Here is a 22,736-nt window from a genome sequence, read left to right as displayed (position 1 = left end):
CCGAACGGTATCAACCGCCGTGACCGAGCCCATGGACGATGCCTAGCCTATCTAGAAGAACCTGGGGCTCGAAGTACGCGACCCAGATGGACATCGCCATGCCGTCCTTGACCGTCCAGTGCTCGGAGATCTTCACCGAGTGTTCGGTGCCTGCGACGCCAATGTCGATGAGTGCCACGACGTCGCTTCCCATGGAGAAGAACCGGTCGTAGCGGAATCGGGAGAAATCGAGCGTGGCGGGCAGGTTCGGGAGAACTTCGTCGCGGAAAAACGCACCCCCCTCATGCAGGCCGCCCCACGGCAGGTAGTCCGGGGCCGTTACGGCAAACCGGTCATGGACGTACGGCGCAAAGTCGGTAAGTCGGCCCCTGACACCTGACTGGTAGTAGTGGCCGACGATGCGCATGGCATCCGGATACTGGCTTGGGGTCATCATGGGAAGGCACTCTGTAGTTACGCACTGGCGCTCGGACGCGAAGACACGAGCGCGTGCCAGCGAAGGAGATGCTGCTGGTCTGCGCTGGGAACGAGGGAGAGCGCTCCCTTGGCGAAATCCACGGTGACCAGGGCGGTAATGTCGGCGGCCGTAAAGGTGTCACCCGCCACGAACGTCGCCTCGGAAAGCCGGGCGTCGAGGTCCGCGAAGAAGTTGGCAACGCGTTTCTCCGCACGTGTGACGAGTTCGGGAATCTGGTCGTAGTCGTGGGGGCCGGCGATCGCCCGGCCCTTGAGTCCGGCGACCTTGTTGCGAATGCCTTCCATGACGGCGGCAAAACCCTCGAGTTCGGCGCGGCGCTCCCACATCGTGGTCACGGCCTTCTGCGCCGGTGTGTCGCCATAGAGCGTCGGGGCAGGGAACGCATCCTCGATATAGCGAAAGATGGCCGGCACTTCGCCAATGGCCACGCCGTCAGTCGTCACCAGGGTCGGGACAACCCGGCGTGGGTTGACGGCGCGGTAAGCGTCGCCGTGCTGTTCGCCGGCGCCGAGGTCGACGGGAACAAGGGCCGCGATGATGCCTTTTTCGGCAAGGAAGATGCGCACGCGGCGGGAGTTGGGCGAGTTGTTGGACTGGTGGAGTTGCAAGATGGTCATGGGAGGTCCCTGGTCGAAGGCCAACGATCGATGCCCTTCAGGCTGGGGGTGGCCCGGGCTTTTGTCTTGATCATTCACGGCCGCCAGGTGACTGCACTGTTGGCGATGCCGAGTCACCGGAGCGTTCCCGCGTGGCCGTACGGCGACAACGGCGCAGGGTGGATTCTTCCTCGACGGGCCCCGGGCAGCGCGCTAGGCTGACGTCCTCTTGTACGAACGGACGCGCCCGTGGAACTGCGTCACCTGCGTTACTTCATTGCCGTAGCCGAGGAGGGGAGCGTGACGCTTGCCGCGGAGCGACGCTTGTTTACCTCCCAGCCGTCGCTCAGCCGCCAGCTCAAGGATCTCGAGGACGATATCGGTACCCAGCTGATGGTACGTAGTCCCAAGGGCATCGAGCTCACTGCGGCAGGGCGGGCGTTCCTCGACCACGCCAGGCTCGCGCTGGCGCAGGTCGATGCCGCGCGTGAGGCCGCGCGTCGAGCTGGGCCGTCAACGACGACGTTCGCGCTCGGCTTCCTCACCGGCGAGGAGGTCGCGTGGATGGGCAAGGCGATGGGTCTGTTGCGCACGGAACTGCCGCGCATCGAGGTTACCGTGTCGAGCCAGCACTCGCCCTATCTTGCGGATGCCCTCGTCCACGGCAAGCTCGACGCCGCATTCCTGCGGGCCGAGGAAAACATGCCCGACCTCGAATACATCCCGGTCTCTCGCGAGCCACTCCGGGTCATCCTGCCGAGTGACCATCCACTGGCCGAGAACGACAAGGTCGACGTCCGCGCCATCGCCGGGGAGATATTCATTGGCCTGTCGGATGTTGCAACACCGCTTCGTCGCACGGTCGAGCGATACCTCGCCGAACATGGCCTCGACCTGCAGCCCATGCATCGCGTCGACAATCTCACCCAGGCGATGTCACTGGTGTCCTCGACGCGCGGTGTGGCGCTCTTGCCGTCTTACGCCGAGCCGTTCCTGCCCTGGTCGGTGACGAGTCGCCAGCTGGTAGGCGATAGCCCGTCACTGCAGCTTTGCGTGGGTTACCGCCGATCAAACCAGTCGCCCATCCTGCGCTACTTCCTCAGTCATCTTGCCGAAATAGCGGAGGTCCCCGCCGGCGAGACGGTCGATGACTTGTCCGTTCCCGGTCATGCTCCGAAGGCATGAGGGGCTGCTAATAAAGTCTTTCCTGCAGTGATGCCTCGCGGCCTAACCTTTGTCCATCCTCTCCCTGGACAAAGGCCCACGCCATGTCATCGCACAACCACCACACCGCGCCCAACCAGTACGTCGAAGCCAACGGCATCCGCTACGCCTACCGCCGTTTCGGTAAGCCCGGCACCGTGCCGGTCGTTCTCAACATGCATTTCACCGGCACGATGGACCACTGGGATCCGCAGGTCACCGACGGCCTGGCGCGTGACCGTGAGGTGATCTTGTTCAACAACGCCGGCATCTCGTCGACCTCGGGCGACGTCCCGGAGTCCGTCGAGGAGATGGGAGCGAACGCGGTCGCGTTCATCAAGGCCCTCGGCCTGACGACCGTCGACGTCCTCGGGTTTTCACTCGGTGGCCTCGTCGCCCAGGAAATCGCCCTGCAGGCGCCGGGCCTTGTCCGCAAGCTCGTCCTGGTCGGCACCGGCCCGCGCAGTGGCGAGGGCATGCAGTCGCTGACGCCCGAGGCACAGGAGATTTTTGGTGCGAGCTACGCCAATCCCGACCACCTATGGCTGCGCGTCTTCTTCACGCCGAGTGCCGAGAGCCAGGCCGCAGGTCACCGCTTTCTCGAGCGGTTCCGCCTTCGTACCGAGGGGCGCGACCCTGAGGTGAGCGAAAAGGTAGCCCCGGCGCAGATTGCTGCGCTTGGCAAGTGGGGCGCGCCCAGGGACAAGCCGTACGAGTACCTGAAGGCCATCCGTCAGCCGACGCTGGTCATCAACGGCGGCACCGACGTCATCATCTACTCCATCAACTCCTGGCACCTCCAGCAGAACCTGCCGGATGCATCGCTGATTCTCTACCCCGATTCGAACCACGGCTCGCAGTACCAGTATCCGGACGTGTTCGTCGGCCACGTCTCATCCTTCCTGGGTGCGCACTGAAGGCCGTCTTGACCCCAAGGGGACCCGATTCCCGGGCCCCCATTCCACGAGAGTATCCCCATGACTTCGCTTACCGGTAAGACCGCCCTTGTCACGGGCGGGTCGCGCGGCATCGGCCGCGCCATCGCCCTCTCGCTCGCCAAGGCGGGCGCGCAGGTCCTCGTTCATTACAGCGCTTCGCCGAAGGATGCCGACGACGTCGTCGCCGCCATCACCAAGGCCGGTGGCCGCGCAACCTCCGTGGGTGCCGACCTCGGCTCACCGGACGGTCCGCACAAGCTCGCCGCGGTCGTCCGCTCCATCATCGGCGACCGTCTCGATATCCTGGTCAACAACGCCGGCACGTCGGTCGCGGCGACGATTGAAGAGCAGACCATCGAGGACTTCGACCGTCAGTTTGCGGTCAATGTCCGTGGCCCGTACTTCCTCGTCCAGCAGTTGCTGCCGATCCTGGGCAAGGGAAGCTCGGTCATCTTCACGACGTCGCTCGCGGCGCGCTCCGCCGTTGGCAACCTCTCCGCTTACGCCTCGACGAAGGGTGCAACCGAGACGCTTGTGAAGCATTTCGCTGCAGCCCTGGGCCCTCGCGATATCCGCGTCAATGCGGTCGCGCCGGGCGTTGTGGAAACGGACATGTCGAAATTCGCGAAGACCGACGAGGGGCGCAACTTTACCCTCGGCATGCAGGCGCTCCAGCGCGTGGCGCAGCCGGATGACATCTCCGGTGCCGTGCTGTTCCTTGCTTCAAGCGATTCGGGCTGGGTCAACGGCACGACCATTGCTGTCGACGGCGGCTCGAAGCTCTAGTCGCCTGGCGAGAACGCCTCGCCGAACATCGGGTGCTTGCTCTGCGATTCGGCCATGGTCGCTTCGTCCTGCAAGACGTCCCAGTGCTCGGCGAGCCGTCCGTCCACGATCCTGACGATGTCGACGCCGATCCAGGCGCGCGGGCGACCATTGCCTGAAAACCGGCTGTGGACCATGACGTACTCGTCGTCGGCAAGGATAAGGCCGTGTTCGTAGACCAATGTCTCCGGCACGGCTCGAATGAGCTCGAACAGCCCCTCGCGACCCGGCCCGATGTGGGCGCTGTGCTGGACGTAATCCGGTGACCAGAACCTCTCGGCGGCGACGTAATCGCGCCGGTTGAAGAGTGTGTCGAATGCTTCGAGGACGAGCGTCTTGTTGGCTTCGGCGCGTGCGGACATGGGCTAACTCCAGGTTCGGGACGCAGCCCCGCATGGGCCGCTCTTTCGAGACTGGCGGCATCTGGCGGCGAAGTCTTGTTCGATGCGCGCCGCGCTTTCCGTAAGCGTCCCTGGTTCGGTGTGATCTTGTCGGCCGCGTCGCAAGTGATGGGAAGCTGGCGCCCATACCGATACGGGCAATTCGCCCCACGTTGTTGATCGTGCGGGACATCCGCCGGCTGCCCCTAGAGGAAATAAAAATGAGCTCCACAGACGTCGAAATGCTGTTTTCCCCCTTCAGGCTTGGTGCCATCGACCTTGGCCACCGCGTAGTCCATGCGCCGACAACGCGTCTCCGTGCGGATGGGGATCTTTCCCCGAGCGACATGATGGTCACCTACTACGGCCAGCGCGCCTCGAAGGGCGGACTCATCATCTCCGAATCGAGCCACCCGACATTCGACAGCCGCGGCTACATCGGTGCGCCCGGCATCTATACCGATGCCCATACCAGGGCATGGCGTCGCATCAGCGACGCGGTACATGCCAGCGGCGGCAAGCTCATCATGCAAATCGCCCACGACGGTAGGCAGTCACATGCGGACCTGTCGGCCGGGGAGCTCCCGATAGCTCCGTCGGTCGTGCCATACGAGGGCCTGGCCTTCACGGCCGATGGCTGGGTGCCGGTATCTCCGCACCGCGAAATCGCCCTTGACGAGATACCTGCTCTTGTCGAGTCGTTCCGGATGGCCGCGGTTCGGGCGAAGGACGCGGGTGTCGATGGTGTCGAGCTCCACGCCGCCAATGGATACCTCGCCGATACCTTCCTCCAGGACGGTACGAACCGCCGTACGGATGCCTACGGTGGGACGATTGAAAAGCGCATGCGATTCCCCCTCGAGCTCACCGAGGCGTTCATCAGTGTGTTCGGTCCCGACCGTGTCGGAATCCGTGTTTCTCCGTCGGGAACCTGGGGAGCGATCTCGGACTCGGACCCGGAGGCCTTGTTTGGTCACTTTGCCGAGCGTCTGAACGACTATGGCCTTGCTTACCTGCACATCATCGAGCCGCGCGTCAGCGGCGTGGAGACCATCGATGAGCACAGGGCGCCGGTTGCTTCCGAGTACCTGCGTCGCATCTTCCGCGGCCCGATCATTGCCGCCGGAGGCTTCAACCGGGAGACGGCGGAAGCCATCTTGCGCAAAGGTGACGCGGATCTGGTCGCCTTCGGGCGATACTTTACGTCGAACCCAGACCTTCCCGATCGATTCCTGCACAACCACCCGCTTACGCCGTATGTGCGGGAAGCCTTCTGGGGTGGCACCGAGTTGTACTACACCGACTTCCATCGTTTTTCCGACGAGGGGGTCGCGGCGTAATCCGCGACGCATGCTATGCCACTGATTCGTATCGACGTCGCCGAAGGTCGTACGCCTGCGCAACTGCGTACGCTCGCCGATGCAGTCCACGAGGCGATGGTCGCTGCGTTCAGCGTCCCCGCCCGGGACCGCTACCAGGTCATCCAGACTCATCCACCGGGTCAACTCATTCTTGAAGACACCGGCCTGGGCTTCGAACGGTCGGCGGGGCGCGTACTCGTGCATGTCTTCTCCAGGCCGAGGACACGTGTGCAAAAGGAAACGTTCTATCGCGGTCTTTCGGCGATGCTTCTGGAGCGATGCGGGCTCGCGCCCGAGGACCTGGTGGTAAGCATTTCGAGCAACGCGGATGACGACTGGAGCTTCGGGTTTGGTCGTGCGCAGTTCCTGACAGGCGAGCTATGACCGCGCGGTACACATGGTTCGGTCTTGCCAACGCCGTTCTGTTGGAGGAGGGTGGACGCATGCGCGCCACCTTTGCGCAGGGACCCTGGTGATGCCCCCCATCCGCGTTCTCATCGTCGACGACCACGACCTCCTGCGTGACGGCCTGCGCGCGACCATCGCGCGTAGCGATGGCATGGAGGTCGTTGGCGAGGCATCTGACGGGGCAGGTGCGTTGGACGCGTATGGCCTGCTTCGTCCTGACGTCGTCCTTCTCGACATCGAGATGCCCGGCATGGACGGTCTCGATGCCTTGCAGGCGCTTCGTCGCATCGATCCCGCTTGTCGCATCGTCATGCTCACCTCCTACCTGGGTGATGCGCGAGTGTCTCGCGCCGTGTCGCTAGGTGCGATCGGTTACGTGCACAAGACGGCCCAGAAGGAATTCATCGTGAACGCGGTGCGCAAGGGTGCGCACGGAAGTCCTGTCTTCTCGCCGGACGTTTGGGAGCGCATGGCCGATGCCGCGCCGTCAACGGCGCTCCATGCCCGTGAGGTAGCGTGTCTTGCCCTGGCTTCCGAAGGCCTTGGCAATCGGGAAATCGCAGAGCGTCTGGGTGTACCTACCGATACGGTCAAGACGCGCCTGAAGAGTGCGTTCGGAAAGCTGGGAACCCATGACCGGATCCAGGCCATTGCAGCCGCCATCGAGCGCGGATACCTCTAGGCTGGCGCGCCCTGGCGGCTCGCGTTCAGCCTGCGCCATGCTGCCGGAGCGACGGCCAGGCGGCGCGAAAAGGCATGGGTGAAATGTGACTGGTCGGCAAAACCTGCCTCGACGGCGATCTCTGCTAGCGACTGCTCTCCCGTGATGATGAGGCCCATGGCCACGTCCAGGCGCCGAAGGATGAGCCACTGGTTCGGTGCGATCCCGACACCTTGACGAAAGGCCCGTTCGAACGTGGCGTGTGTCAAACCGCAGGCCGCCGCTGCCTCGGTGACGGTGAGGCCCCGCGTCAGCCGGTGGCGCACGACCTCGATGAGCGAGTCGATTTCGCGTGCCGTCAGGGTCCGGCGCGGCAGGTGAGGGCGCTGGGCTGGCGTGCCCATGAGCGTGGTCAGGCGCAGGAGGAAACTCCGGAATAGTTGTCCGTGTAGTACGTTGTCGCCGAGGAGCGGGTCGCGCACGGTCTGTATGATCGACATCGCCATGTGCAGCAGCACGGCATCATGGAAGCCCGTGTGTAGCGCGCGTAGGTTCTCGGCCGTTCCGGTTTCCACCGCTGCTGCAGCGAGGGCCGCGCGCGGTATGTGGATGGCGAGGACATGTGCGGACTCGTTGATGCTTAACTCAACGGTTCGACGAAGGTCGAGGGCGAAGACCGTGCCGGCCTGGAACGGTTCGCTGCGGTGTTCGAAATCATCGACGAAGACGCTCGTACGGAGCTGTCCGCGTAGATGGACCAGGACGAGACAGCCGTCGGCAGCGTAAAAGCGCATCCTGGCGGTTTCGTCGGCGCAGTGCAGGCGACCCTCGATGGCCGCCGTCATACCGTGGCCGCTTGTGTGCCACATGGCGGGCGGTGACGCCTGGCGCAAGGAGCGCGCGAGTTCATTGCAGAAATTCATGGCGACTATCCAGGGCGTGGGTGCCTGAGGAAACAGGCAAGGCGCGGAATCGTCCTTGCGTGAACAATCCAGGCATCCGGGCAAGCTTTTTGCGGCAATACCGGGGCGTTCCATGCAACCATTCGTCCATCCCGGGCCTGCATACTGAGGTTCCGCGGATTGGTTGCACGCGCAAACGCACTATCGGAACTTGTCCTTGCACGTGCAATCCCTCAACCGGGTCTTCCGGGGTAGCGACGACATTTTCCGAAAAGGTCTGGATCGAATGTGGGCGGCAGTGGCGATGGACGGCGGAGCGAGGTCGCGCGTGCGCAGGGTGCTCCTGGCCTGCGTGGCTGCGCTCGGGGCGTGTGGCATCCTGGTGCCGGCCACGCATGCTGAAGTCGCCATCCCAGGCCATGTATCGACGCTTTGGCATACCCGTGATGGTGCGCCCGGCGACATCAATGCGCTGGCGCAGACCGAGGATGGGTGGATCTGGCTTGGCACGTCGGCGGGGCTCTACCGGTTCGACGGCCGGAACTTTTTTTCGCACGACCTCGTCAGCGACGAAACGCAGGGCTCGCGGCTGGTTACCGATTTGTCGGCCGGGCGGGACGGCGGTCTCTGGGTTGTTTATGGCAATCGGACGGCTATCCATCTCTCCGGTGACGGGCGGACCGTCACCATCCCCAGGGGCCTTCCTGCCGATCGCATCGGCCACGTAGCCGAGGCGGGGGATGGGCGTACGTTCGTTTCGGCCGCCGGACAGCTGTTTGTACTGTCGGGTGATCATTGGGTAGCCTGCCCGCCACCGCAGTGGCGTCCACCGGAAGGCGACATCCAGCAAACGGTGGCAACGGTGTCGGGCGGCACGCTCGCCCTGACGGGAACCGGTGTGTTCTGGCTTGCCCGGTATGGGCGTGTATTCGAACGGCTGTCGTCCCATTCTCGCGACGATGAGGACCTCGTTGTCGCCGTGGACGGGGGCGTATGGCGATCCGAGGGAAAGCGGCACATGCGGATTCCCCGGGAGCGCGGGTTGCCCAGGGAAAGGGCTCGATCCAGCGATGCCATCGAATTCGAGGATGGGTCCGGAGGCCTTTGGGCGCAAGGCAGTGGATGCGCGAACCTGTGTTATCGCCCCGAGGGACTGTCCGACGGCGAATCGATCATGGCGGGCGACGAGGTCATCCACTTTCCCCTCGCGCCGGATGGACTACTCGTCATGAGCACGATGCTCGACTCAAGCGGCAGTCTCTGGGTCGGTGGAAAGGAAGGCCTTGCCCGTATTCGTCCCGCATCGGCGACGCCGGTCGTCTTCGACGGGGCGAGCGTGTATTTCGCAGTCAGTCGCCTTCGTGACGGCCGCATGCTTGTCGGCACTGACGCACACGGCGGGACGGATCGTCTGTGGCTGATGGCCGGCCCGGGCCAGGCCGTCGTGACGCCTGGCGTCATGGCAACGACGGCCATGGCCGCGGATGGCGACGGTGCGCTGCTCGGCGGCCACGGGACACTGTCGGCGTTGCACGGCGACCGCCTTGAAGCACTCCCGTTTCCGGCATTTCTAGGCGGAGAACTGGTGCAGGTGGTCGTGCCCGACGGCGAAGGCGACGGGGCTATGTGGGTGTCCGTGCGTGGCCATGGCCTGTTTCGACTGTCGCATGGTGCCTGGCAAAAGAACGGGGGATTGCCCGGATTGCCGGACGGCTGGCCACTCTCTGGCGCGACCGACGGACGAGGTGGCATGTGGTTCGGTTATCCAGACGGCACGGTCGCGCATGTGCATGGAAAGCAGGTGGAAGCAGCCTTGCAAACCGGGCTTGGCACGGTAACGGCGATCCTCCCCGGCTCGCCGCTTGTCGCAGGCGGTGAGCGCGGTGCTGCATGGTATGACGGCAGCAACTTCCGGCCCCTCCGGCTGCGCATGGGAGCATTGCTGCGCGGGGTCACGGGGCTTGTCAGGACGAGCGCCGGCGATCTGTGGATCAACGCGCGCAGTGGTCTGTCGCGAATCCGTGCGGCGCAATTCGCGGCAGTCACGGAAGGCCGGGATGGCGATGCGGCCTTCGACCTCTTCAATGACGCGACGGGCTTGCCCGGCGGTGCCCAGCAGACGCGACCACTCCCCACGCTGACGCTCGATGCACGCAACATGCTCTGGGTGGCGGCTACGTCGGGCCTGGTCACGGTAGCGGCCGACGTGGCGTCTCCCACCCAAGACGTGCGGCCGGTCATCCTGTCGATGTCTACGGCCAGGCGGTCGCTCGAGTCGTTTGCCGGCGACCTCGACCCGGACGAGACAGCGCTGTCGGTCGCCTGGACCGGATTGTCCTTGACCGACCCTGCCCATATGCAGTTCCGAGTGCGCCTCGGGGGGACCGACCAGGAGTGGCGCGTCTTCGACGGCCCCGGGAACGTACAGTACGCAGGCCTTCCGCCCGGGCGGTATCGCTTCGAAATCCAGGCAAGGGGAACCGACGGTGACTGGTCGGCGCTGGTTTCGTCGGGCGACGTCGTGCGCCGGCCCGCGCTATTCGAGACGGCATGGTTCCGCGCGCTTGTCGCTCTGTTGTTCGTCGCCGGATTGGTTGGGCTTTACGCCTTGCGCATTCGCGCCCTGCACCGGCGGGCGGCCGAGCGGGCGACCGCGCGTCTGGCCGAACGTGACCGGATCGCCCGGGAGCTCCACGATTCCATGTTGCAAGGCATGATGGGCGTGGCCATGCGGCTTGAGGCCTGGCGAGACGACGCCAGGTTGCCGGAGTGGATACGGCCGAGCCTCACCCAAGGCACTGCGCGACTGCTGGCCTTGCTGCTCGAGGGCCGCGCACGCGTGATTGCCCTCCGTTCCGTCGGCGAGATGCAGATGCCCTTGTCGGAGGCACTGCGCCTCATTGGCGACGATCACGCATCGAGCTGGCCTGCTCGGTTTGTCCTCACCGTTTCGGGTATCGAGCGACGGCTCGACGAGCAGGTGCATATCGCCGTCATCGACATACTTCGCGAGGCTGTCCACAATGCGTTCGTGCACGCTGAGCCGAAAAGCGTTGCAGTCACGCTCGATTACACCAACGAGGGACTCGTGGCGATCGTCGACGACGATGGGCTGGGTTTGCCGCCCGACGTGGTCGACCAGGGCAAGCGAGCGGGGCACTGGGGGCTTGTGACGATGCGGGAGCGTGCTTCGCGTATCGGTGCAGTGCTGAGTATCAGCTCGGATGCCATCGGCACGTCCGTGTCGCTCATCGCCCGTGACCCTCCGCAGCTGCGGCACGCATGGCTGCGTCGCTGGTGGCCCTGGGCAAGCGGTGTGAGCGAGCACGAGGATATTTAGACCCTGTCGAGTGATGCGCTCCCTGGTCGGCGTTGTAACGATTAAGCCTCGCGTTACGTAGACGCGCATGACACGTGATGGCGCGGGCCACAGGGGGAATCGTGGAAAGCCTGAGTGCGCTCAGTGTGTTCGTGCAAGCTGCCGACGCACGCAACTTGTCCGAGGCCGGTCGCCTTTTGGGTATGTCGCCGTCGGCCATCGGAAAGTCCATCGCTCGGCTGGAGTCGAACCTCGGTGTGCGGCTCTTCCATCGCAATACCCGTTGCATCACGCTGACTGCCGAGGGCGGGATGCTCCTCGAGCGCTCGCGGTGCATCCTGCGAGAGATGGGTGACGTCGAACGCGAGCTCACGGACAGGCGAGCGTTGGCACGGGGGAAACTCCGGGTTACTCTGCCGGTGCTAGGTCCTTTGTTTGCGCCAGCGCTCTGTCGGTTCATCGATGCCTATCCGGACATCGAGCTGGACCTGGATTTCACCGACAGGCTCGTTGACATCGTCGACGAGGGGTACGACGTGGCCATCCGCACCGGCGAGGGCGTCGACTCAAGCCTGATGTCACGGCGCCTTGGCGCTTTCCGGATGGTGCTCGTTGCGTCGCCGGCCTACCTGCACCGCGCGGGCATTCCCCGCACTCCCTGCGAGCTAGCCGACCACATTTGTCTGCACCGGCGCCACCCGGTCACCGGCATGCTTGAAAAGTGGCCGCTCGCGACGGGCAACCTGGCCCTGCCGGTGATCGCATCGACCACCACGCTTGGCCCATTGCGGGAGATGGCCGAGTCGGGTTGTGGCATTGCCTGCCTGCCGGATTTCACGGTGGCCCAGGGGCTCGCCGACGGACGGCTCGAGCGCCTGCTCGGCGGCTATCTCAACCGCCACACGGCACTCCGCGCCGTGTGGCCGTCGAGTCGCCAGATAGCACCGCGCCTGCGGGTGTTCATTGACCACATGGCCCGTGAGGTGTTCCCAGACCCTTCAGCGCTACCGGCATCCTGAGCTCAGCCCGCCGTCTTACCACCGTCAACCGTCAGGACCTGGCCGGTGATGAAAGAACCCGTCTGCGAGCCGATGAAGACGATGGCCTCGGCAAGCTCTTCCGGTCGGCCAACGCGGCCCATGGGGACCTGCGAGGCGAGCGCCTTCTTGACGTCCTCGCTGCCGGTGAAGCGATCCAGCATGCCGGTGTCGGTTGGACCCGGGGCGACGGCGTTGACACGGATACCGGAGCCGGCGAGTTCGAGTGCAACGGACTTGGTCAGGCCTTCCAGCGCGTGCTTGCTTGCCGAATACATCGACGCGTACGCAGCACCCTCGTGGCCATAGGTCGAGGAGATGTTCACGATGCTTCCAGAACCGGTTTTCTGCATCGCTCGAACTTCGTGCTTGACGCTCAGGATCGTGCCGAGGACGTTGGTGTCGAAGGTTGCGGCATAGCTCTCGGCAGTCTGGTCGGTGATGGCGCCAGGCTGGCCTTCGGTGCCGGCGTTGTTGACGGCGATGTCAATCCGGCCGAAGCGTGCGACCGCCTCGTTGACGAGGTTTTCGACGTCGGCCTCATGGCGGACGTCCGCCTTGACGAACACCGCATCGGAGCCGAGACCACGCAGCTCGGCTTCGAGGGTCTTGCCCTCGGCCTCACGGCGGCCGGCAACGACGAGGCTTGCGCCCTGGCGGGCAAAGGCAACAGCGGTGGCGCGGCCGATACCGGTCAGTGCGCCAGTGATAAGAACGACAGGCTTGCTCATGGTCATGCTCCAGTGGGGAAAAGAGGGGGCAGGTGCCCCGCTACTGGAGAAACTCTAGGCCTGAAAATCCCGGCTGAAAAAGACTTTGTAAGCACGGGGACATACACGAAAAGCATGGCCGGGCCACGACAAGATCAAGCGGGGCTGCAACCGCATCGTCCGACGGGCCGAGGAGCCCGTGCTTGACCCGCAATCAGCCAACCCCTGCTAGTTCATCCGAATCGAAAGGCGGTTCAGGAGTAAGCTAAGGAGCCATTGCCATCCATTGCCGAAATTGCGATGGATTCTTAGTTCGCGCCTGCTGAGATTGATCAAGTTGACTTCGAACGGGTCTGGTCCCGGTATTTTGCTTCATGGACGTTTATTCATGCGCCTTGAGATAGAAAAGAAGCCAACGATTGACGATGCGACTGCCGCGCAACTGCACTGTGCAATCATGGCCTTGCGCAGTTATGGCCCATCGTCCTTCGCATCGTTGACCGACGGGGCAGGGAACTACGTGCAAGTGGCAGGTGGCGGTGTGACGTGCATGTTGGAGCGCAGGGATGCTGCGACTGGGCGCCACTTTCGTGGTTACAAAGACCAGAAAAGCAAGGTTTTCCCCGACGGAACGGTCCTAGTATTCGGGGGCGGGGAAGTCCGATTGTCCGCCGATGAGTGGTTTACGGCTCAAGAAGTCGAAGGCGTATTTGTTGCATTCTTGGGGTCGAGCGAATTGCCTTCATCGGTGAAGTGGCGAGACATTACGGCAATCCTCGCAGGAACAGACGTGTCGGCTAGTCAGTCGGCCGAGAATCCAGAACGCAGTTAACGCCCGCATTGACGACGACAATGGCGGTAATGACTGATGGAAGAGAATGAGATGCCCATCGAGCGCGTAACCAGCCTGCGTAAGCGCCGTTCCGACATTGCCAACGCACGCCGCGCAGCGGATGAGCGTGCCGTATATGGACCAGCGATCGTCCCGCACTTCCGTCACGCGACAGGCTACGAGGTGGGGCTCGTCGATTTCGATCCATTGCTGACGTTGCCGGTTGAGTTTGTCGGGGCGACGCTTGAGCAAGCCAGTGACTGGACCTTGTTGCACGTCAGTGAGGCTGAGGCGCTGAATACCATGGCAGCTGTCGGGCACTGCATGCCGATACGCGCGGGCCTGATAGGCGTTGAGGGAAATGCGTATCTGGGGCTCCATCGGGCGTCTTCGGTAGCACTCGATGGTCTGGTGCGCGGTGCTTCGCTCATCGAGGACGCTGTGGTTTTTTTCCCCGAGGGCAGCGACGTCGCCGTTGTCGTTGACTGTTACCGCGGGACGGGAGGGGGCTCGCTTTATAGCTTCTATGTCAAAGGGATGAATTTGGTCGCATGCTTGAAGCGGCGGAAGAGGGGCGGCTCAAGCGTCGAGTATGTCGGAGAGTAAGGTGCAGATTCCGGTCATTAACGGAGGCGGACTGTTCGACAACAATTCGCAGACACCGCTCTCATTTGGATTTCAGGAATGAATATTTCGCCCCAATTGTTTTGTGAGCTGTACGTCGATGCCGATGAAAGCGTCGAGGAGCTTGAGGATGCAGTGAGCCAAGCAGTTCGTGAGGCTTTTGGCGACCTGGACGTTGATGTGGTCACGTACCGAAACGAGGATTTCAAGCCAGCCGCCAGGTAACGCTCACCGTACTCGGCTATCGAGTGCGCGCGCTACTACGCGGAAGTCTCGGCTCGGAGTGTGCCACTTGATGGCGCGGATGCTTTTCAGTCAGGCACGGCAGCGCTCATTAGAGCACTACGAAAGGGTGGCCGTTTCGTGTCGGCCTCCTGCGATTTTGAGGAGGTCATTGTTGACCTTACGGGATGGAATTGGAGTAGGGGCAATCCAGAACCACCCGGAAGGTAAAGAGCCGTAAGCCAAGACGCCCGTGACAGGCGGCGTTATGTAGGGCTCCTGACTCCGGAGTATGTTGATCGCTTCGGCCGTACAGACTTGAGCAATCTGGTGAACTACGCCTTGGCAGGCACACATGGTCTTGTGGAAGGGTTGGTCATGCGGTTCGCCGAAAAGCGGCCAAATCATCATACAGAATCAGGATGAGGGCAACGCGATTCCGCAGTCTTTGTTGAGCTGCCCGGATCCGCTGATGTTCGCCGCGTGGCGGAAAAACGTGAAGGAGATAGTCGACGGTGCACATTAAATCGACGCATGTGCTGCCGGCGACCGCGTTGCTCGGCGCGGTGGTCGTCCACTATGTTTTCTACGCTTTCTCATACGTCTGGTTTCTGACGGGCGCCGACTATCGGAATCTGCATGTCATATACGGTTGCTTCGTCGCCATCGTGCTTGCAGAATTTTTTCTCCGGGCGCCTTGGTGGCTGATGTGGGCAACGGCATGGGCCGCTCTCGTTGTGCCGACGCTGACCACCATTACCTTCCATCTGTCGCCAGGCATGTGGATCATTCCATTGGGCGCATTGATAGCTTCACCATTTGTCGTGGTGGCGACTCTGCGACGGCGACAAGAGCCGAAGGTTTAGAAATCACATCAACCAGGCACGGTAGCAATCAACGCAGCAATATCCCGCCAGCTGGCACCCTCCGTGGCGGCCGGAACATCGCCATCGCGTAGCTGCCTTGCCGCTTCGCGCAGGTCGCCCATGACACGGGCATAGAAGCCCGCGCCGATACTCACCCGCTTGACGCCCGCAGCGGCCAGGGCTTCCATCGACAGCGGACCCTGCATGGTGCCGACGACCAGGTTGACCGGCTTGGGCGCGACGGCGCGCACGATGGCGATGACGTGGTCCAGGTCGGACGGGTAGGGGGCGTAGAGGACGTCGGCGCCGACCTCGGCGAACGCGGTCAGGCGACGGATGGTGTCGTCCAGGTCGGGGCGGCCTTGCAGGTAGTTATCCGTGCGTCCGGTGAGGACGATGCGACCCTTGGCGACCTTTGCTGCCGCGGCCATGCGCGCCACCGCCTCGTCGAACGGACGGATAGGCTCGTTCGGATCGCCGGAGGTGTCTTCGATGCCGATGCCGGCCAACCCGGCGTCGATCGCCGCGCGGACGGAGGCGGCTACATCGTCGGGGGTGTCACCGTACCCGTCTTCAAAGTCCCCGTTGATGGGTAGCCCCGTGACCCGGCCCAACAGCTGTGCGTGGTCGAGATGCTCCTGGAGGCTGACCGCATGGCGTCCATCCGGCCGTCCCAGGCTGGCGGCCAGTGCCGCCGACGAGGTGCCGATGGCTTCGAAACCGGCGTCCTTGAAGATCAGTGCCGAGGTGGCGTCCCATGCGTTGGGCATGGCGAAGGCGCCCGGGCGTGCGTGCAGGGCGAGGAAGGCTTGGTAACGATCGGAAGGAGACATCGACACAGACCTCAGGGGAAGGCGTGAATGGCAGGCCGCTTGTTATGGTTTCTTGCCGAGCAGCGACCGCAGTGATTGGTTATCCATGTCGCGGTAGACGATGTCCGTGATCCGGACGCCGAGCGACGTATTGCCCGTGTGATAGACGAGGTGCACTTTCTGGCCATTGGACGGATACGTATAGGTGACCAGAACCTTTCCCTGGCCGCCATCGGCGATCGTCATGTCTGAGGCGGCAGGATCCTGGCTGGCGAAGAGGATATCGAAATCCAGGTTGCAGATTTCTCCCTCGTGCTTCTTCACGCAATCCGCGTCTGCCGCGATGGCCGAGGCCAGGCTGGGGTCGAAGTACTTCCCGAGCTCGGTTACCGGCTGGTCCGCCAGACCAGGGCCGAAGAGATTGGACGTCAGCGCGTCGGCCGGGGAGAGGGCTTCCCATGCATAGGCCTGGTAGAGGCGCGCCACGAGGGATGTGGCGCTTGCTGGCGGGCCCTTGGTTCGTGCCGGGTTGGGTGCGCACCATGCGGCGCTGGAGACGAGCAGGGCGAGCAAGAGGAGAAGGGCGCACAGTGAACGCATCATTCGTTAATCCCGATTGCCGCCGGCCTGGTGGTCTTGCGGATCTGCGCCGCGTCTGCGGGAGAATGCGCCTAGAGAATCGGCGGTTCAAGCATCGACAGGTGCCGAACTACGCGGCTTGACCCGCATCCGGCCAACCCGTAGCGTCCCGGCCCGTGAACACCCACCACAGCACCCGCCTAGGCCTATCGATCCATGTGATTAATGGGCAGGTTGTGGGCTCACCTCACGATCCGCCTACCGCAAAGGAATTGGGACTATGAGTTACTCGCGGAATGAATTCGCAGACGAGCTCGATGGATTTCTTCACGAGCCCTCGGGGAAGGCTGATCGCGCAAAAATTGCTGACTGGGCGTACAGGATTCGCCTCGAGAACCTCAGCGACATAGACCCAGACGTTGATAAGTGGTTGCTGCAGTTGGGAGCGATGAGCATGGGCCCGGAGTTCGAATTTAGTGACCCTGAGTTGCGAGATCTGGCCGATAGAGCAACGGCTCTATAGATCGATGACGAGACGCTCGCTTTGAGCGGGCTATTTCGTTGTTCCAAACACGACAGCCGTCGATACTTCGGCTTCGTGAGGCAGTTCGTTGCCGCTCGTAGCAGATCGTATGTCGGTTTATCAAACTTAAGGGCGTCGCCAGACTTCCATCGGCGATATACAGCAACTCGGATCTGGAAAATGCGCTTCGGTCCTTGAAGCCGCTTAGTCCTGCTCAGATTCAAGAATTCCTACAACGCACTGGGGTTCGTTAATGATGGAGATCTCGTATGTCTGAAGCTGAATTTTTGGTGCGTGGAGTGTCTTCTGGCGCCGATGGTGTTCTGGTGAGTGGAATTGTCAACAAAGGCTCGATTGTAAATGGGGTGACTTTTAGCCTTCTAAGAACGCGGGACGCATCGGAGCAGAAGGTAGAGTTGGTTGTGACAAAAATAGTTACTTACCGTCGTGAGGTCACGGAACTGCCAAGTGGTATGAGTGGTGATCTGTACTTGGACGGCTTTGGAATCGAGTTGATCCAGGGCCGCGATATGCTTGTAGGCTGATAAGTTCCAAGCAGGGTACCCGTACCGGGAGACCCCGATTTCATCGGTCCGCTCGAATCGATGTGGTCAAGCACCGAGGGGACGGCAATTCCGGCGTGAGTGGGTGGTGATCGTGTTTACGTGATATCTCGGAAGGCTTCGCGATGAATGCCTCGACGAACACTGGCACCCCGAATCCTGGGGTGCAGTGAATATGAAGTCTGCGCGAGTAATCATAGTGCGAGATTCGTCAATATCTACCGGCTACAAAATTCCTACTGGGTATACGACAACGCCTACAGGGCTACTCGTTCGGCGAAGTGTTCACGGCCGCGGCGACGGCCGTCGTTATAGGTGGCGTATCCAACTACATCCAGAGTGACTCCATCGACACGGCCGTGAGCGCGTCCTCGCTGAGCGGTGGCACTGCGGGCACGGCGGCGAATTCCCTGACCTTCGGTGAACGTGCTTTGCAGTCCGCCTCGGGCTATGTCGCCCAGGATGTCGTCGGCAAGGCCCTGGGCCAGAAGGAGCACTTCAGCTGGGCCTCGTTGGTAGCCTCCAGCGTGGCTGGAGGCGTTGCGGGCGAATTCGGGCCGACACAGGCGCAGGTGGCAGGCGGCCAGCAGTTTGGATCGGCGGCGTCGATCGGCTTCTCGTCGCTCGTGGAGGGGTCCGTCCGTCGCGAAGTGAGCGAAGCCCTGGGCGACCACCATGTAAGCAGCTGGGAAAGCATTGCAGAGAACGCGGTGGGTACGGCGGCCGGTTCGTATGCGGGCATGGCGTTCCCGAAATCGTACGCTTACGACATCGCGTCCGAACGTGAGCTCCAGGAAAGGAACGCTGCCGCGCAGAATTCCTCGATCATGCAGATCCCGAACTCGGATCTCGAGGCTGCGGTAGGAAGGCCGGGTGCCTATTCGCTCGCATCTACCGCTCAGGCCGGTTTGTCAGCGACAGGGTACAACGATCAGGTAAGTCGCGATCCATCGTCTATGAACGGGGCCGTCAGCTTGGCGGGAATTACCGTTGAGGCGTCTACGGCATCATCGATCTTTGATTGGCGATCGCTCACTGTCATATCGCGCGCCGCTAGCAGTACGTTGAACTTTCGGAGTGGTTCCTCGCACCGGCCGGGTGTTACGAATTTCGGGCTGGGAACCAGCGCCGACTATTCATTGGCTAGTATTGCCGGCTACGCCAGAAATACACCTTTCACTAACCCTGGCGCGTACAGTGTCATTGGCCGATCGACGACACCCGCTGGTCTGGCTCTACCGCAATCGATAATTGATCCTTACGGCCGTCCTTTCCTTGGGTATGTGGATCCCGGTTATGGCCTAACGTCGGAAGTCCGCGTCTACGATGGGCGGACCAATGCTCTATCGCCGTTGTCCGATAGCAACAAGACGGTGCTTGATACCTTTTTTGATGGGGTTAATAACACGCTTCCTCAGAGTGTGGTCATCGACGATCATGGCGTGCAAAGTGCGGGTCTCTTGAAGGATGGTGTGCCAACATATCCGGCTAGTATCGTGACGCCCGTCGATACGGATGAGAGCTGGGACTCCGGCGCGCCGACGCTGCTCGAGCGCGGGCGAGATTCCATCGTGCGCGGCCTGGCGTCCACCGCGGGCGTAGTGACGGGGTTGCCAGGCTCTGTGATTAGTAACGTAGTGGGTCTATTCAAAAACACAGGCAGGCTGCTCGAAAACCAGGCGTCGTTTCTTGCATATGCGACCACAGGCAATCCGGACTACAAGGAAGGATCACAAGCTTACTGGGCAATGATAAAGGCGGGTGCAAGCATCGTCAGGGATCCAGGTGCAGCCTTGCATCAGTTGGGCACGAGCTATCTGTCAGATATAAAGGCGGCTTGGAATCGGGCAGGAAGCAGCGATATCGGAGAGCACTTTTATGGCTGGTACGACTTGTCCGCGAAGGTCGGCGATGGCGCACAACTCCTCCTGCCTGTCGCTGGGGAATTGAAGGAAGGGAGTATACTCGCCGACAGTGTGACCCCAAGATCAGCTGCGGATGGACAGGCTGCTAGACACGTTGCTGGTTTTGAAGATGTTCCAAACAGCGGACCTACGATCATTGTCGCGCGCGATGCCGTCGATCTAAGCGAGTTTGAGAGATTGAACGTCGAAGATGTTGACGCTGGAAGAGAGCGACCCGGTGAGGCGGGCGCAGCTGTCGAACTTCAAAATTATCTCGGCGGCACTTTGGAAAGGGCGGATGCCGGCATGCAAGGGGACTTTTTCTTCACCTCCGGTGCAAACACCGGAAAGACGGTTGACTTCATGCTTACGCCTGACAACTTCGGTCAAGCTGCCAAGATCAATCAATTCTTCGAGAAGAACGCTTCGGGCTTTTCCAATACCTTGGATATGCATCTGAATAAGGCGGACTTTGTTCCCATGGATACGCGTTTTCTAACCCAGCCTAACCAGCAGATTCTCGATGGCATCATCAACAGGCTGCCTCAAGAACAGCAAAGTAAAATCATCCTGTTTAAATAAGGTCTGATATGTCTGGAACGATCATTTTTTCGCCTGGCCATGGCGTTGCTACCAGTACCATCAATTTCGACTACCTAGTAGAGCGGATTAGGCAGTCGTTTGATGCCTCCGATGGTGACGTGATCTCAGAAATTTATGATCCGCTCGATCAAGGAGGGATGACATACATCTCTTTAGCTGACTTGAGTCAGGAAAAATTCAATGCTTTTGTTCGTGCGGTGAGGCGCGCGTATTCTTTGGCGGCGAGCGATGGGTCTTACCACAAGTTCACTGTGGCCTGGGAGGAGCTTCTAGCTAAGCTCAGGGCTGACACTCGATATCTGGAAGATGGGCTGTAGATAACCATCGATGACTCACAACGAGCACGTGACATCGGTAGCGCGATGATCCGCTACCGATGTCGCACCGGAGAAGTTGATGAGCTATGCCACCGACGACGCCGAGAGCTATAGCGCCCGCGAGATCCTCTACCTGTGCCGGGGCAAGCTCTTGGGCGAGGTCCGCCAGGAGAAGTCGTGCAGCCAACCCGAAGCCGGTCGTCCTTGAGTTAGCATCCATCCTGGGTGAGGACCAACCAACCACGGAGCGAGTATGAGCGACAACACTATCGAGATTGCGCGCGACATCGTCGTAGCGATGGTCTCCAATCCGAACAGCAGCCTGTGCAATGGCATTCCGGAAGCTGTCGCGAAGAATATCGCGACAGTTTTCAACACCATCTACGATGCCGTGAACGCCAAGTCGCTCGACGCATGGAAAGACGTGTGACCCGTTCGAAACGTTTCCACTGCGCGAAACCTTCATCGTCAAGTTGCTGCGTTCTGAATCAACGTAGCGCAAGGGCAGTGTTCTGAGAAATGAAGCAGATTGCTGGGGTCGGAGAAGCCGAATTGACGCCATGTGCCGAGGGTTAAGAAAGTTACCTCAACATTTCGGTGTCCGGCGTAGCGCTACGGCGTCGGCAGGCCATCCACACCATGCACGAAGGTTTCGATTCCCGTGCATCACGCCATGTTTCATGCGCCTCGCCTAACAGCGGGGCGTTTTCTTTGTAAATTGCATGCACGCTCCTGACGGGATACGCCCAGTCGCTGCTACACAACGCGGCCCTTCCTGGACCCTCCATTCTCTTGAGTATGCCGTTGTCCTATGGGTGCGCAGGCAATCCGGACCCATAAACGAAAAAGCCCCCTAAGCGAATCAATCACTTAGGGGGCCATATTGGTGGAGGTGGCGGGACACGCATGGGAAACCAGAGCAAGCGATTGATTTCCATGGCTGAAGGTTCACTCCAGGCCCCGCCCGGTGCCACGCTGTGATTCCTCGGCTGTGACCCCAGTTTTGATCGCCTTGGCTGGGAAATCAACCGGCCTATGAGGGCGTCAGGGCCGACAGGATAGCGGAGGGCTGCATGGTTTGCTGATGGGCGGGCCGGGGCGGCACGTCCCGGTAGGCGGAGGAGGGAAGTCATTCCGAGCGTTCAAAACGGGTCCGGATGACCCTCGGCAATATCCGCAGCATCGGACCCGGCCGTTCGCAGCGACCGGGCCCTCTCGACCGATGCCTTGACAGACCGCCCGTTGCTGCCAGGATGAGGGTCCCGGACTGTGATATGCACCACGTCTTTCGCGCGATACCCGCTGTCCTTCCGCACCACAAGGGTTCACCCGTCATCGTTGCGCCGAGGCGCTTTTCGGCGCGGGATGACGGCATCCCATACGAGCGCTGCCAGACGGCAGGCGAAGTGGCCGACTGGTTGGCGGCATTCGGCCATTGCCTTGCCCCCGTCACCAAAGAGGTCCTCGCATGGTGTCCCGAGGCGCGCTGGATGGCCTGGACGGACGAAACGCGCGAGCGCGATACCTGGCTGCCCCGTTTTGAACTCGTCACCGAGCTCCACGAGTTTGAAACGCACTACCGGCCCCTGGTCGAAGCGGCGCTCCTGGTCGATGCCTTCGCCAACGATCTTGCCGTGGCGCTTGCCTCTGGCCCGACCGACCAGCTCGATGCCATCCGGCGCTGGCTCACCGATTCCGCCGCAGTCGACGATCACCTCATCCCCGGTGTCCTGATGGAATGCACGACGTCCATGCTCGCCGACGTATGGGACCACCCCCCGGGCCGGCCTGGGCTGCTTACGCCACGCGCCTGGCGATTGGGGGCGCGCTTGGCGTCTGAGGCGGCAAATGGGGAGGGGGAAACGGAGAGTTCGCTTCGCACGATTGCGCTCCGGTTGGTGCATGAAGAAGAGATGCGGCGACTCGGTCGGCTCGGGCTGGGGCGGGCGATGGCTGCACGCGCGCGGTTGTAGCCGGTGCATTCGCTCCAATTGACAATCCGCCGTCGTTGCCAGGATCGAGAATTCCGCCCTATCGTGACCCTTGTGCCACTCTGTCGACGGGGGGCCAAGG

The 22,736-nt window shown here is 61.9% G+C and carries 24 protein-coding genes; 17 read left to right on the top strand and 7 right to left on the bottom strand.

The genetic code is table 11. The annotated features are described in order from the left end of the window. Positions 1 to 10: 10 nt before the first annotated feature. Positions 11 to 436, bottom strand: a complete 426-nt coding sequence (locus KPL74_09185; protein QWT22168.1) for a hypothetical protein — start codon at positions 434 to 436, stop codon at positions 11 to 13. Between the two features lie 17 nt (positions 437 to 453). Then, entirely contained in the window at positions 454 to 1,095 is a 642-nt protein-coding gene (locus KPL74_09180; GenBank protein ID QWT22167.1) for a glutathione S-transferase, read from the bottom strand. A gap of 228 nt (positions 1,096 to 1,323) precedes the next feature. Here KPL74_09180 and KPL74_09175 point away from each other — a divergent pair, with 228 nt between their 5' ends. The 3 genes from KPL74_09175 to KPL74_09165 all read left to right on the top strand — a co-directional run bounded on the left by KPL74_09175 (position 1,324) and on the right by KPL74_09165 (position 4,001). After that, complete coding sequence (locus KPL74_09175) at positions 1,324 to 2,259, top strand: LysR family transcriptional regulator (GenBank protein QWT22166.1); 936 nt, start codon at positions 1,324 to 1,326, stop codon at positions 2,257 to 2,259. 83 nt (positions 2,260 to 2,342) lie between these two features. Further along, on the top strand, positions 2,343 to 3,194 hold the full coding sequence (locus KPL74_09170) for an alpha/beta hydrolase (protein ID QWT22165.1): 852 nt from the start codon (positions 2,343 to 2,345) through the stop codon (positions 3,192 to 3,194). 60 nt (positions 3,195 to 3,254) lie between these two features. Then, positions 3,255 to 4,001: an SDR family oxidoreductase gene (locus tag KPL74_09165; GenBank protein ID QWT22164.1), complete on the top strand. Its 747-nt coding sequence runs from the start codon at positions 3,255 to 3,257 to the stop codon at positions 3,999 to 4,001. Here KPL74_09165 and KPL74_09160 read toward each other — a convergent pair. Next, positions 3,998 to 4,402 carry an ester cyclase gene (locus tag KPL74_09160; protein ID QWT22163.1) on the bottom strand — a complete coding sequence of 135 codons (405 nt, stop codon included), beginning with the start codon at positions 4,400 to 4,402 and terminating at the stop codon, positions 3,998 to 4,000. The two genes, KPL74_09165 and KPL74_09160, sit on opposite strands and share 4 nt — an antisense overlap. A 239-nt stretch (positions 4,403 to 4,641) precedes the next feature. Between KPL74_09160 and KPL74_09155 the strand changes: the two genes are divergently transcribed. From KPL74_09155 to KPL74_09145, 3 genes are all read left to right on the top strand, one after another. Beyond that, a complete protein-coding gene (locus KPL74_09155) occupies positions 4,642 to 5,760 on the top strand; it encodes an alkene reductase (protein ID QWT22162.1) in 1,119 nt (372 codons plus the stop codon). Positions 5,761 to 5,775: 15 nt separating this feature from the next. Then, positions 5,776 to 6,165, top strand: coding sequence for a tautomerase family protein (locus tag KPL74_09150; GenBank protein ID QWT22161.1), 390 nt, complete (start codon positions 5,776 to 5,778; stop codon positions 6,163 to 6,165). A 91-nt stretch (positions 6,166 to 6,256) separates the two neighbouring features. Beyond that, positions 6,257 to 6,871, top strand: a complete 615-nt coding sequence (locus KPL74_09145; GenBank protein QWT22160.1) for a response regulator transcription factor — start codon at positions 6,257 to 6,259, stop codon at positions 6,869 to 6,871. On the opposite strand, the gene KPL74_09140 is transcribed toward KPL74_09145, so the two are convergent. Beyond that, complete coding sequence (locus KPL74_09140; GenBank protein QWT22159.1) at positions 6,868 to 7,773, bottom strand: AraC family transcriptional regulator; 906 nt, start codon at positions 7,771 to 7,773, stop codon at positions 6,868 to 6,870. The genes KPL74_09145 and KPL74_09140 overlap by 4 nt on opposite strands. A gap of 196 nt (positions 7,774 to 7,969) precedes the next feature. Between KPL74_09140 and KPL74_09135 the strand changes: the two genes are divergently transcribed. Beyond that, complete coding sequence (locus KPL74_09135) at positions 7,970 to 11,092, top strand: hypothetical protein (GenBank protein ID QWT22158.1); 3,123 nt, start codon at positions 7,970 to 7,972, stop codon at positions 11,090 to 11,092. Between the two features lie 101 nt (positions 11,093 to 11,193). Then, entirely contained in the window at positions 11,194 to 12,090 is an 897-nt protein-coding gene (locus KPL74_09130; GenBank protein ID QWT22157.1) for a LysR family transcriptional regulator, read from the top strand. Between the two features lie 2 nt (positions 12,091 to 12,092). Here KPL74_09130 and KPL74_09125 read toward each other — a convergent pair whose 3' ends face one another. Continuing rightward, positions 12,093 to 12,839 (bottom strand): glucose 1-dehydrogenase, encoded by a 747-nt coding sequence (locus tag KPL74_09125; GenBank protein ID QWT22156.1) that lies wholly within the window; start codon positions 12,837 to 12,839, stop codon positions 12,093 to 12,095. Positions 12,840 to 13,206: 367 nt separating this feature from the next. On the opposite strand from KPL74_09125, the gene KPL74_09120 reads away from it, so the two are divergent. The 4 genes from KPL74_09120 (at position 13,207) to KPL74_09105 (ending at position 15,362) form a co-directional block, all read left to right on the top strand. Further along, the gene (locus tag KPL74_09120) at positions 13,207 to 13,650 is read left to right on the top strand and encodes a hypothetical protein (protein QWT22155.1); all 444 of its coding nucleotides are present in this window, start codon (positions 13,207 to 13,209) and stop codon (positions 13,648 to 13,650) included. 36 nt (positions 13,651 to 13,686) lie between these two features. Further along, entirely contained in the window at positions 13,687 to 14,256 is a 570-nt protein-coding gene (locus KPL74_09115) for a hypothetical protein (GenBank protein QWT22154.1), read from the top strand. A gap of 78 nt (positions 14,257 to 14,334) precedes the next feature. Continuing rightward, a complete protein-coding gene (locus KPL74_09110) occupies positions 14,335 to 14,499 on the top strand; it encodes a hypothetical protein (GenBank protein QWT22153.1) in 165 nt (54 codons plus the stop codon). A gap of 512 nt (positions 14,500 to 15,011) precedes the next feature. Continuing rightward, complete coding sequence (locus tag KPL74_09105; GenBank protein ID QWT22152.1) at positions 15,012 to 15,362, top strand: hypothetical protein; 351 nt, start codon at positions 15,012 to 15,014, stop codon at positions 15,360 to 15,362. Between the two features lie 8 nt (positions 15,363 to 15,370). Here KPL74_09105 and KPL74_09100 read toward each other — a convergent pair whose 3' ends face one another. Beyond that, a complete protein-coding gene (locus KPL74_09100; GenBank protein ID QWT22151.1) occupies positions 15,371 to 16,195 on the bottom strand; it encodes an isocitrate lyase/phosphoenolpyruvate mutase family protein in 825 nt (274 codons plus the stop codon). A gap of 42 nt (positions 16,196 to 16,237) precedes the next feature. After that, the gene (locus KPL74_09095) at positions 16,238 to 16,777 is read right to left on the bottom strand and encodes a hypothetical protein (GenBank protein QWT22150.1); all 540 of its coding nucleotides are present in this window, start codon (positions 16,775 to 16,777) and stop codon (positions 16,238 to 16,240) included. Between the two features lie 768 nt (positions 16,778 to 17,545). Between KPL74_09095 and KPL74_09090 the strand changes: the two genes are divergently transcribed. The 5 genes from KPL74_09090 to KPL74_09070 all read left to right on the top strand — a co-directional run bounded on the left by KPL74_09090 (position 17,546) and on the right by KPL74_09070 (position 22,636). After that, a complete protein-coding gene (locus KPL74_09090) occupies positions 17,546 to 17,821 on the top strand; it encodes a hypothetical protein (GenBank protein QWT22149.1) in 276 nt (91 codons plus the stop codon). 377 nt (positions 17,822 to 18,198) lie between these two features. Further along, a complete protein-coding gene (locus KPL74_09085; GenBank protein ID QWT22148.1) occupies positions 18,199 to 20,325 on the top strand; it encodes a hypothetical protein in 2,127 nt (708 codons plus the stop codon). A gap of 8 nt (positions 20,326 to 20,333) precedes the next feature. Continuing rightward, positions 20,334 to 20,663 (top strand): hypothetical protein, encoded by a 330-nt coding sequence (locus tag KPL74_09080; GenBank protein ID QWT22147.1) that lies wholly within the window; start codon positions 20,334 to 20,336, stop codon positions 20,661 to 20,663. Positions 20,664 to 20,916: 253 nt separating this feature from the next. After that, positions 20,917 to 21,093 carry a hypothetical protein gene (locus tag KPL74_09075; GenBank protein ID QWT22146.1) on the top strand — a complete coding sequence of 59 codons (177 nt, stop codon included), beginning with the start codon at positions 20,917 to 20,919 and terminating at the stop codon, positions 21,091 to 21,093. A gap of 844 nt (positions 21,094 to 21,937) precedes the next feature. Beyond that, positions 21,938 to 22,636 (top strand): hypothetical protein, encoded by a 699-nt coding sequence (locus KPL74_09070; GenBank protein ID QWT22145.1) that lies wholly within the window; start codon positions 21,938 to 21,940, stop codon positions 22,634 to 22,636. Positions 22,637 to 22,736 lie beyond the last annotated feature (100 nt).

The sequence above is a fragment of the Bacillus sp. NP157 genome (assembly GCA_018889975.1).
Taxonomy (GTDB): domain Bacteria; phylum Pseudomonadota; class Gammaproteobacteria; order Xanthomonadales; family Rhodanobacteraceae; genus Luteibacter.
Note: the sequence above shows the minus strand (reverse complement) of the source record. Positions and strands in the feature narration are given on the sequence as shown.

Coding starts and splice junctions, on each gene's coding strand:
- KPL74_09155 (QWT22162.1), top strand. CDS start 4,642: ATGAGCTCCACAGACGTCGAAATGCTGTTTTCCCCCTTCAGGCTTGGT.
- KPL74_09095 (QWT22150.1), bottom strand. CDS start 16,777: ATGATGCGTTCACTGTGCGCCCTTCTCCTCTTGCTCGCCCTGCTCGTC.
- KPL74_09145 (QWT22160.1), top strand. CDS start 6,257: ATGCCCCCCATCCGCGTTCTCATCGTCGACGACCACGACCTCCTGCGT.
- KPL74_09140 (QWT22159.1), bottom strand. CDS start 7,773: ATGAATTTCTGCAATGAACTCGCGCGCTCCTTGCGCCAGGCGTCACCG.
- KPL74_09100 (QWT22151.1), bottom strand. CDS start 16,195: ATGTCTCCTTCCGATCGTTACCAAGCCTTCCTCGCCCTGCACGCACGC.
- KPL74_09090 (QWT22149.1), top strand. CDS start 17,546: ATGTCTGAAGCTGAATTTTTGGTGCGTGGAGTGTCTTCTGGCGCCGAT.
- KPL74_09080 (QWT22147.1), top strand. CDS start 20,334: ATGTCTGGAACGATCATTTTTTCGCCTGGCCATGGCGTTGCTACCAGT.
- KPL74_09075 (QWT22146.1), top strand. CDS start 20,917: ATGAGCGACAACACTATCGAGATTGCGCGCGACATCGTCGTAGCGATG.
- KPL74_09160 (QWT22163.1), bottom strand. CDS start 4,402: ATGTCCGCACGCGCCGAAGCCAACAAGACGCTCGTCCTCGAAGCATTC.
- KPL74_09185 (QWT22168.1), bottom strand. CDS start 436: ATGATGACCCCAAGCCAGTATCCGGATGCCATGCGCATCGTCGGCCAC.
- KPL74_09120 (QWT22155.1), top strand. CDS start 13,207: ATGCGCCTTGAGATAGAAAAGAAGCCAACGATTGACGATGCGACTGCC.
- KPL74_09110 (QWT22153.1), top strand. CDS start 14,335: ATGAATATTTCGCCCCAATTGTTTTGTGAGCTGTACGTCGATGCCGAT.
- KPL74_09170 (QWT22165.1), top strand. CDS start 2,343: ATGTCATCGCACAACCACCACACCGCGCCCAACCAGTACGTCGAAGCC.
- KPL74_09180 (QWT22167.1), bottom strand. CDS start 1,095: ATGACCATCTTGCAACTCCACCAGTCCAACAACTCGCCCAACTCCCGC.
- KPL74_09150 (QWT22161.1), top strand. CDS start 5,776: ATGCCACTGATTCGTATCGACGTCGCCGAAGGTCGTACGCCTGCGCAA.
- KPL74_09125 (QWT22156.1), bottom strand. CDS start 12,839: ATGAGCAAGCCTGTCGTTCTTATCACTGGCGCACTGACCGGTATCGGC.
- KPL74_09070 (QWT22145.1), top strand. CDS start 21,938: ATGCACCACGTCTTTCGCGCGATACCCGCTGTCCTTCCGCACCACAAG.
- KPL74_09115 (QWT22154.1), top strand. CDS start 13,687: ATGGAAGAGAATGAGATGCCCATCGAGCGCGTAACCAGCCTGCGTAAG.
- KPL74_09165 (QWT22164.1), top strand. CDS start 3,255: ATGACTTCGCTTACCGGTAAGACCGCCCTTGTCACGGGCGGGTCGCGC.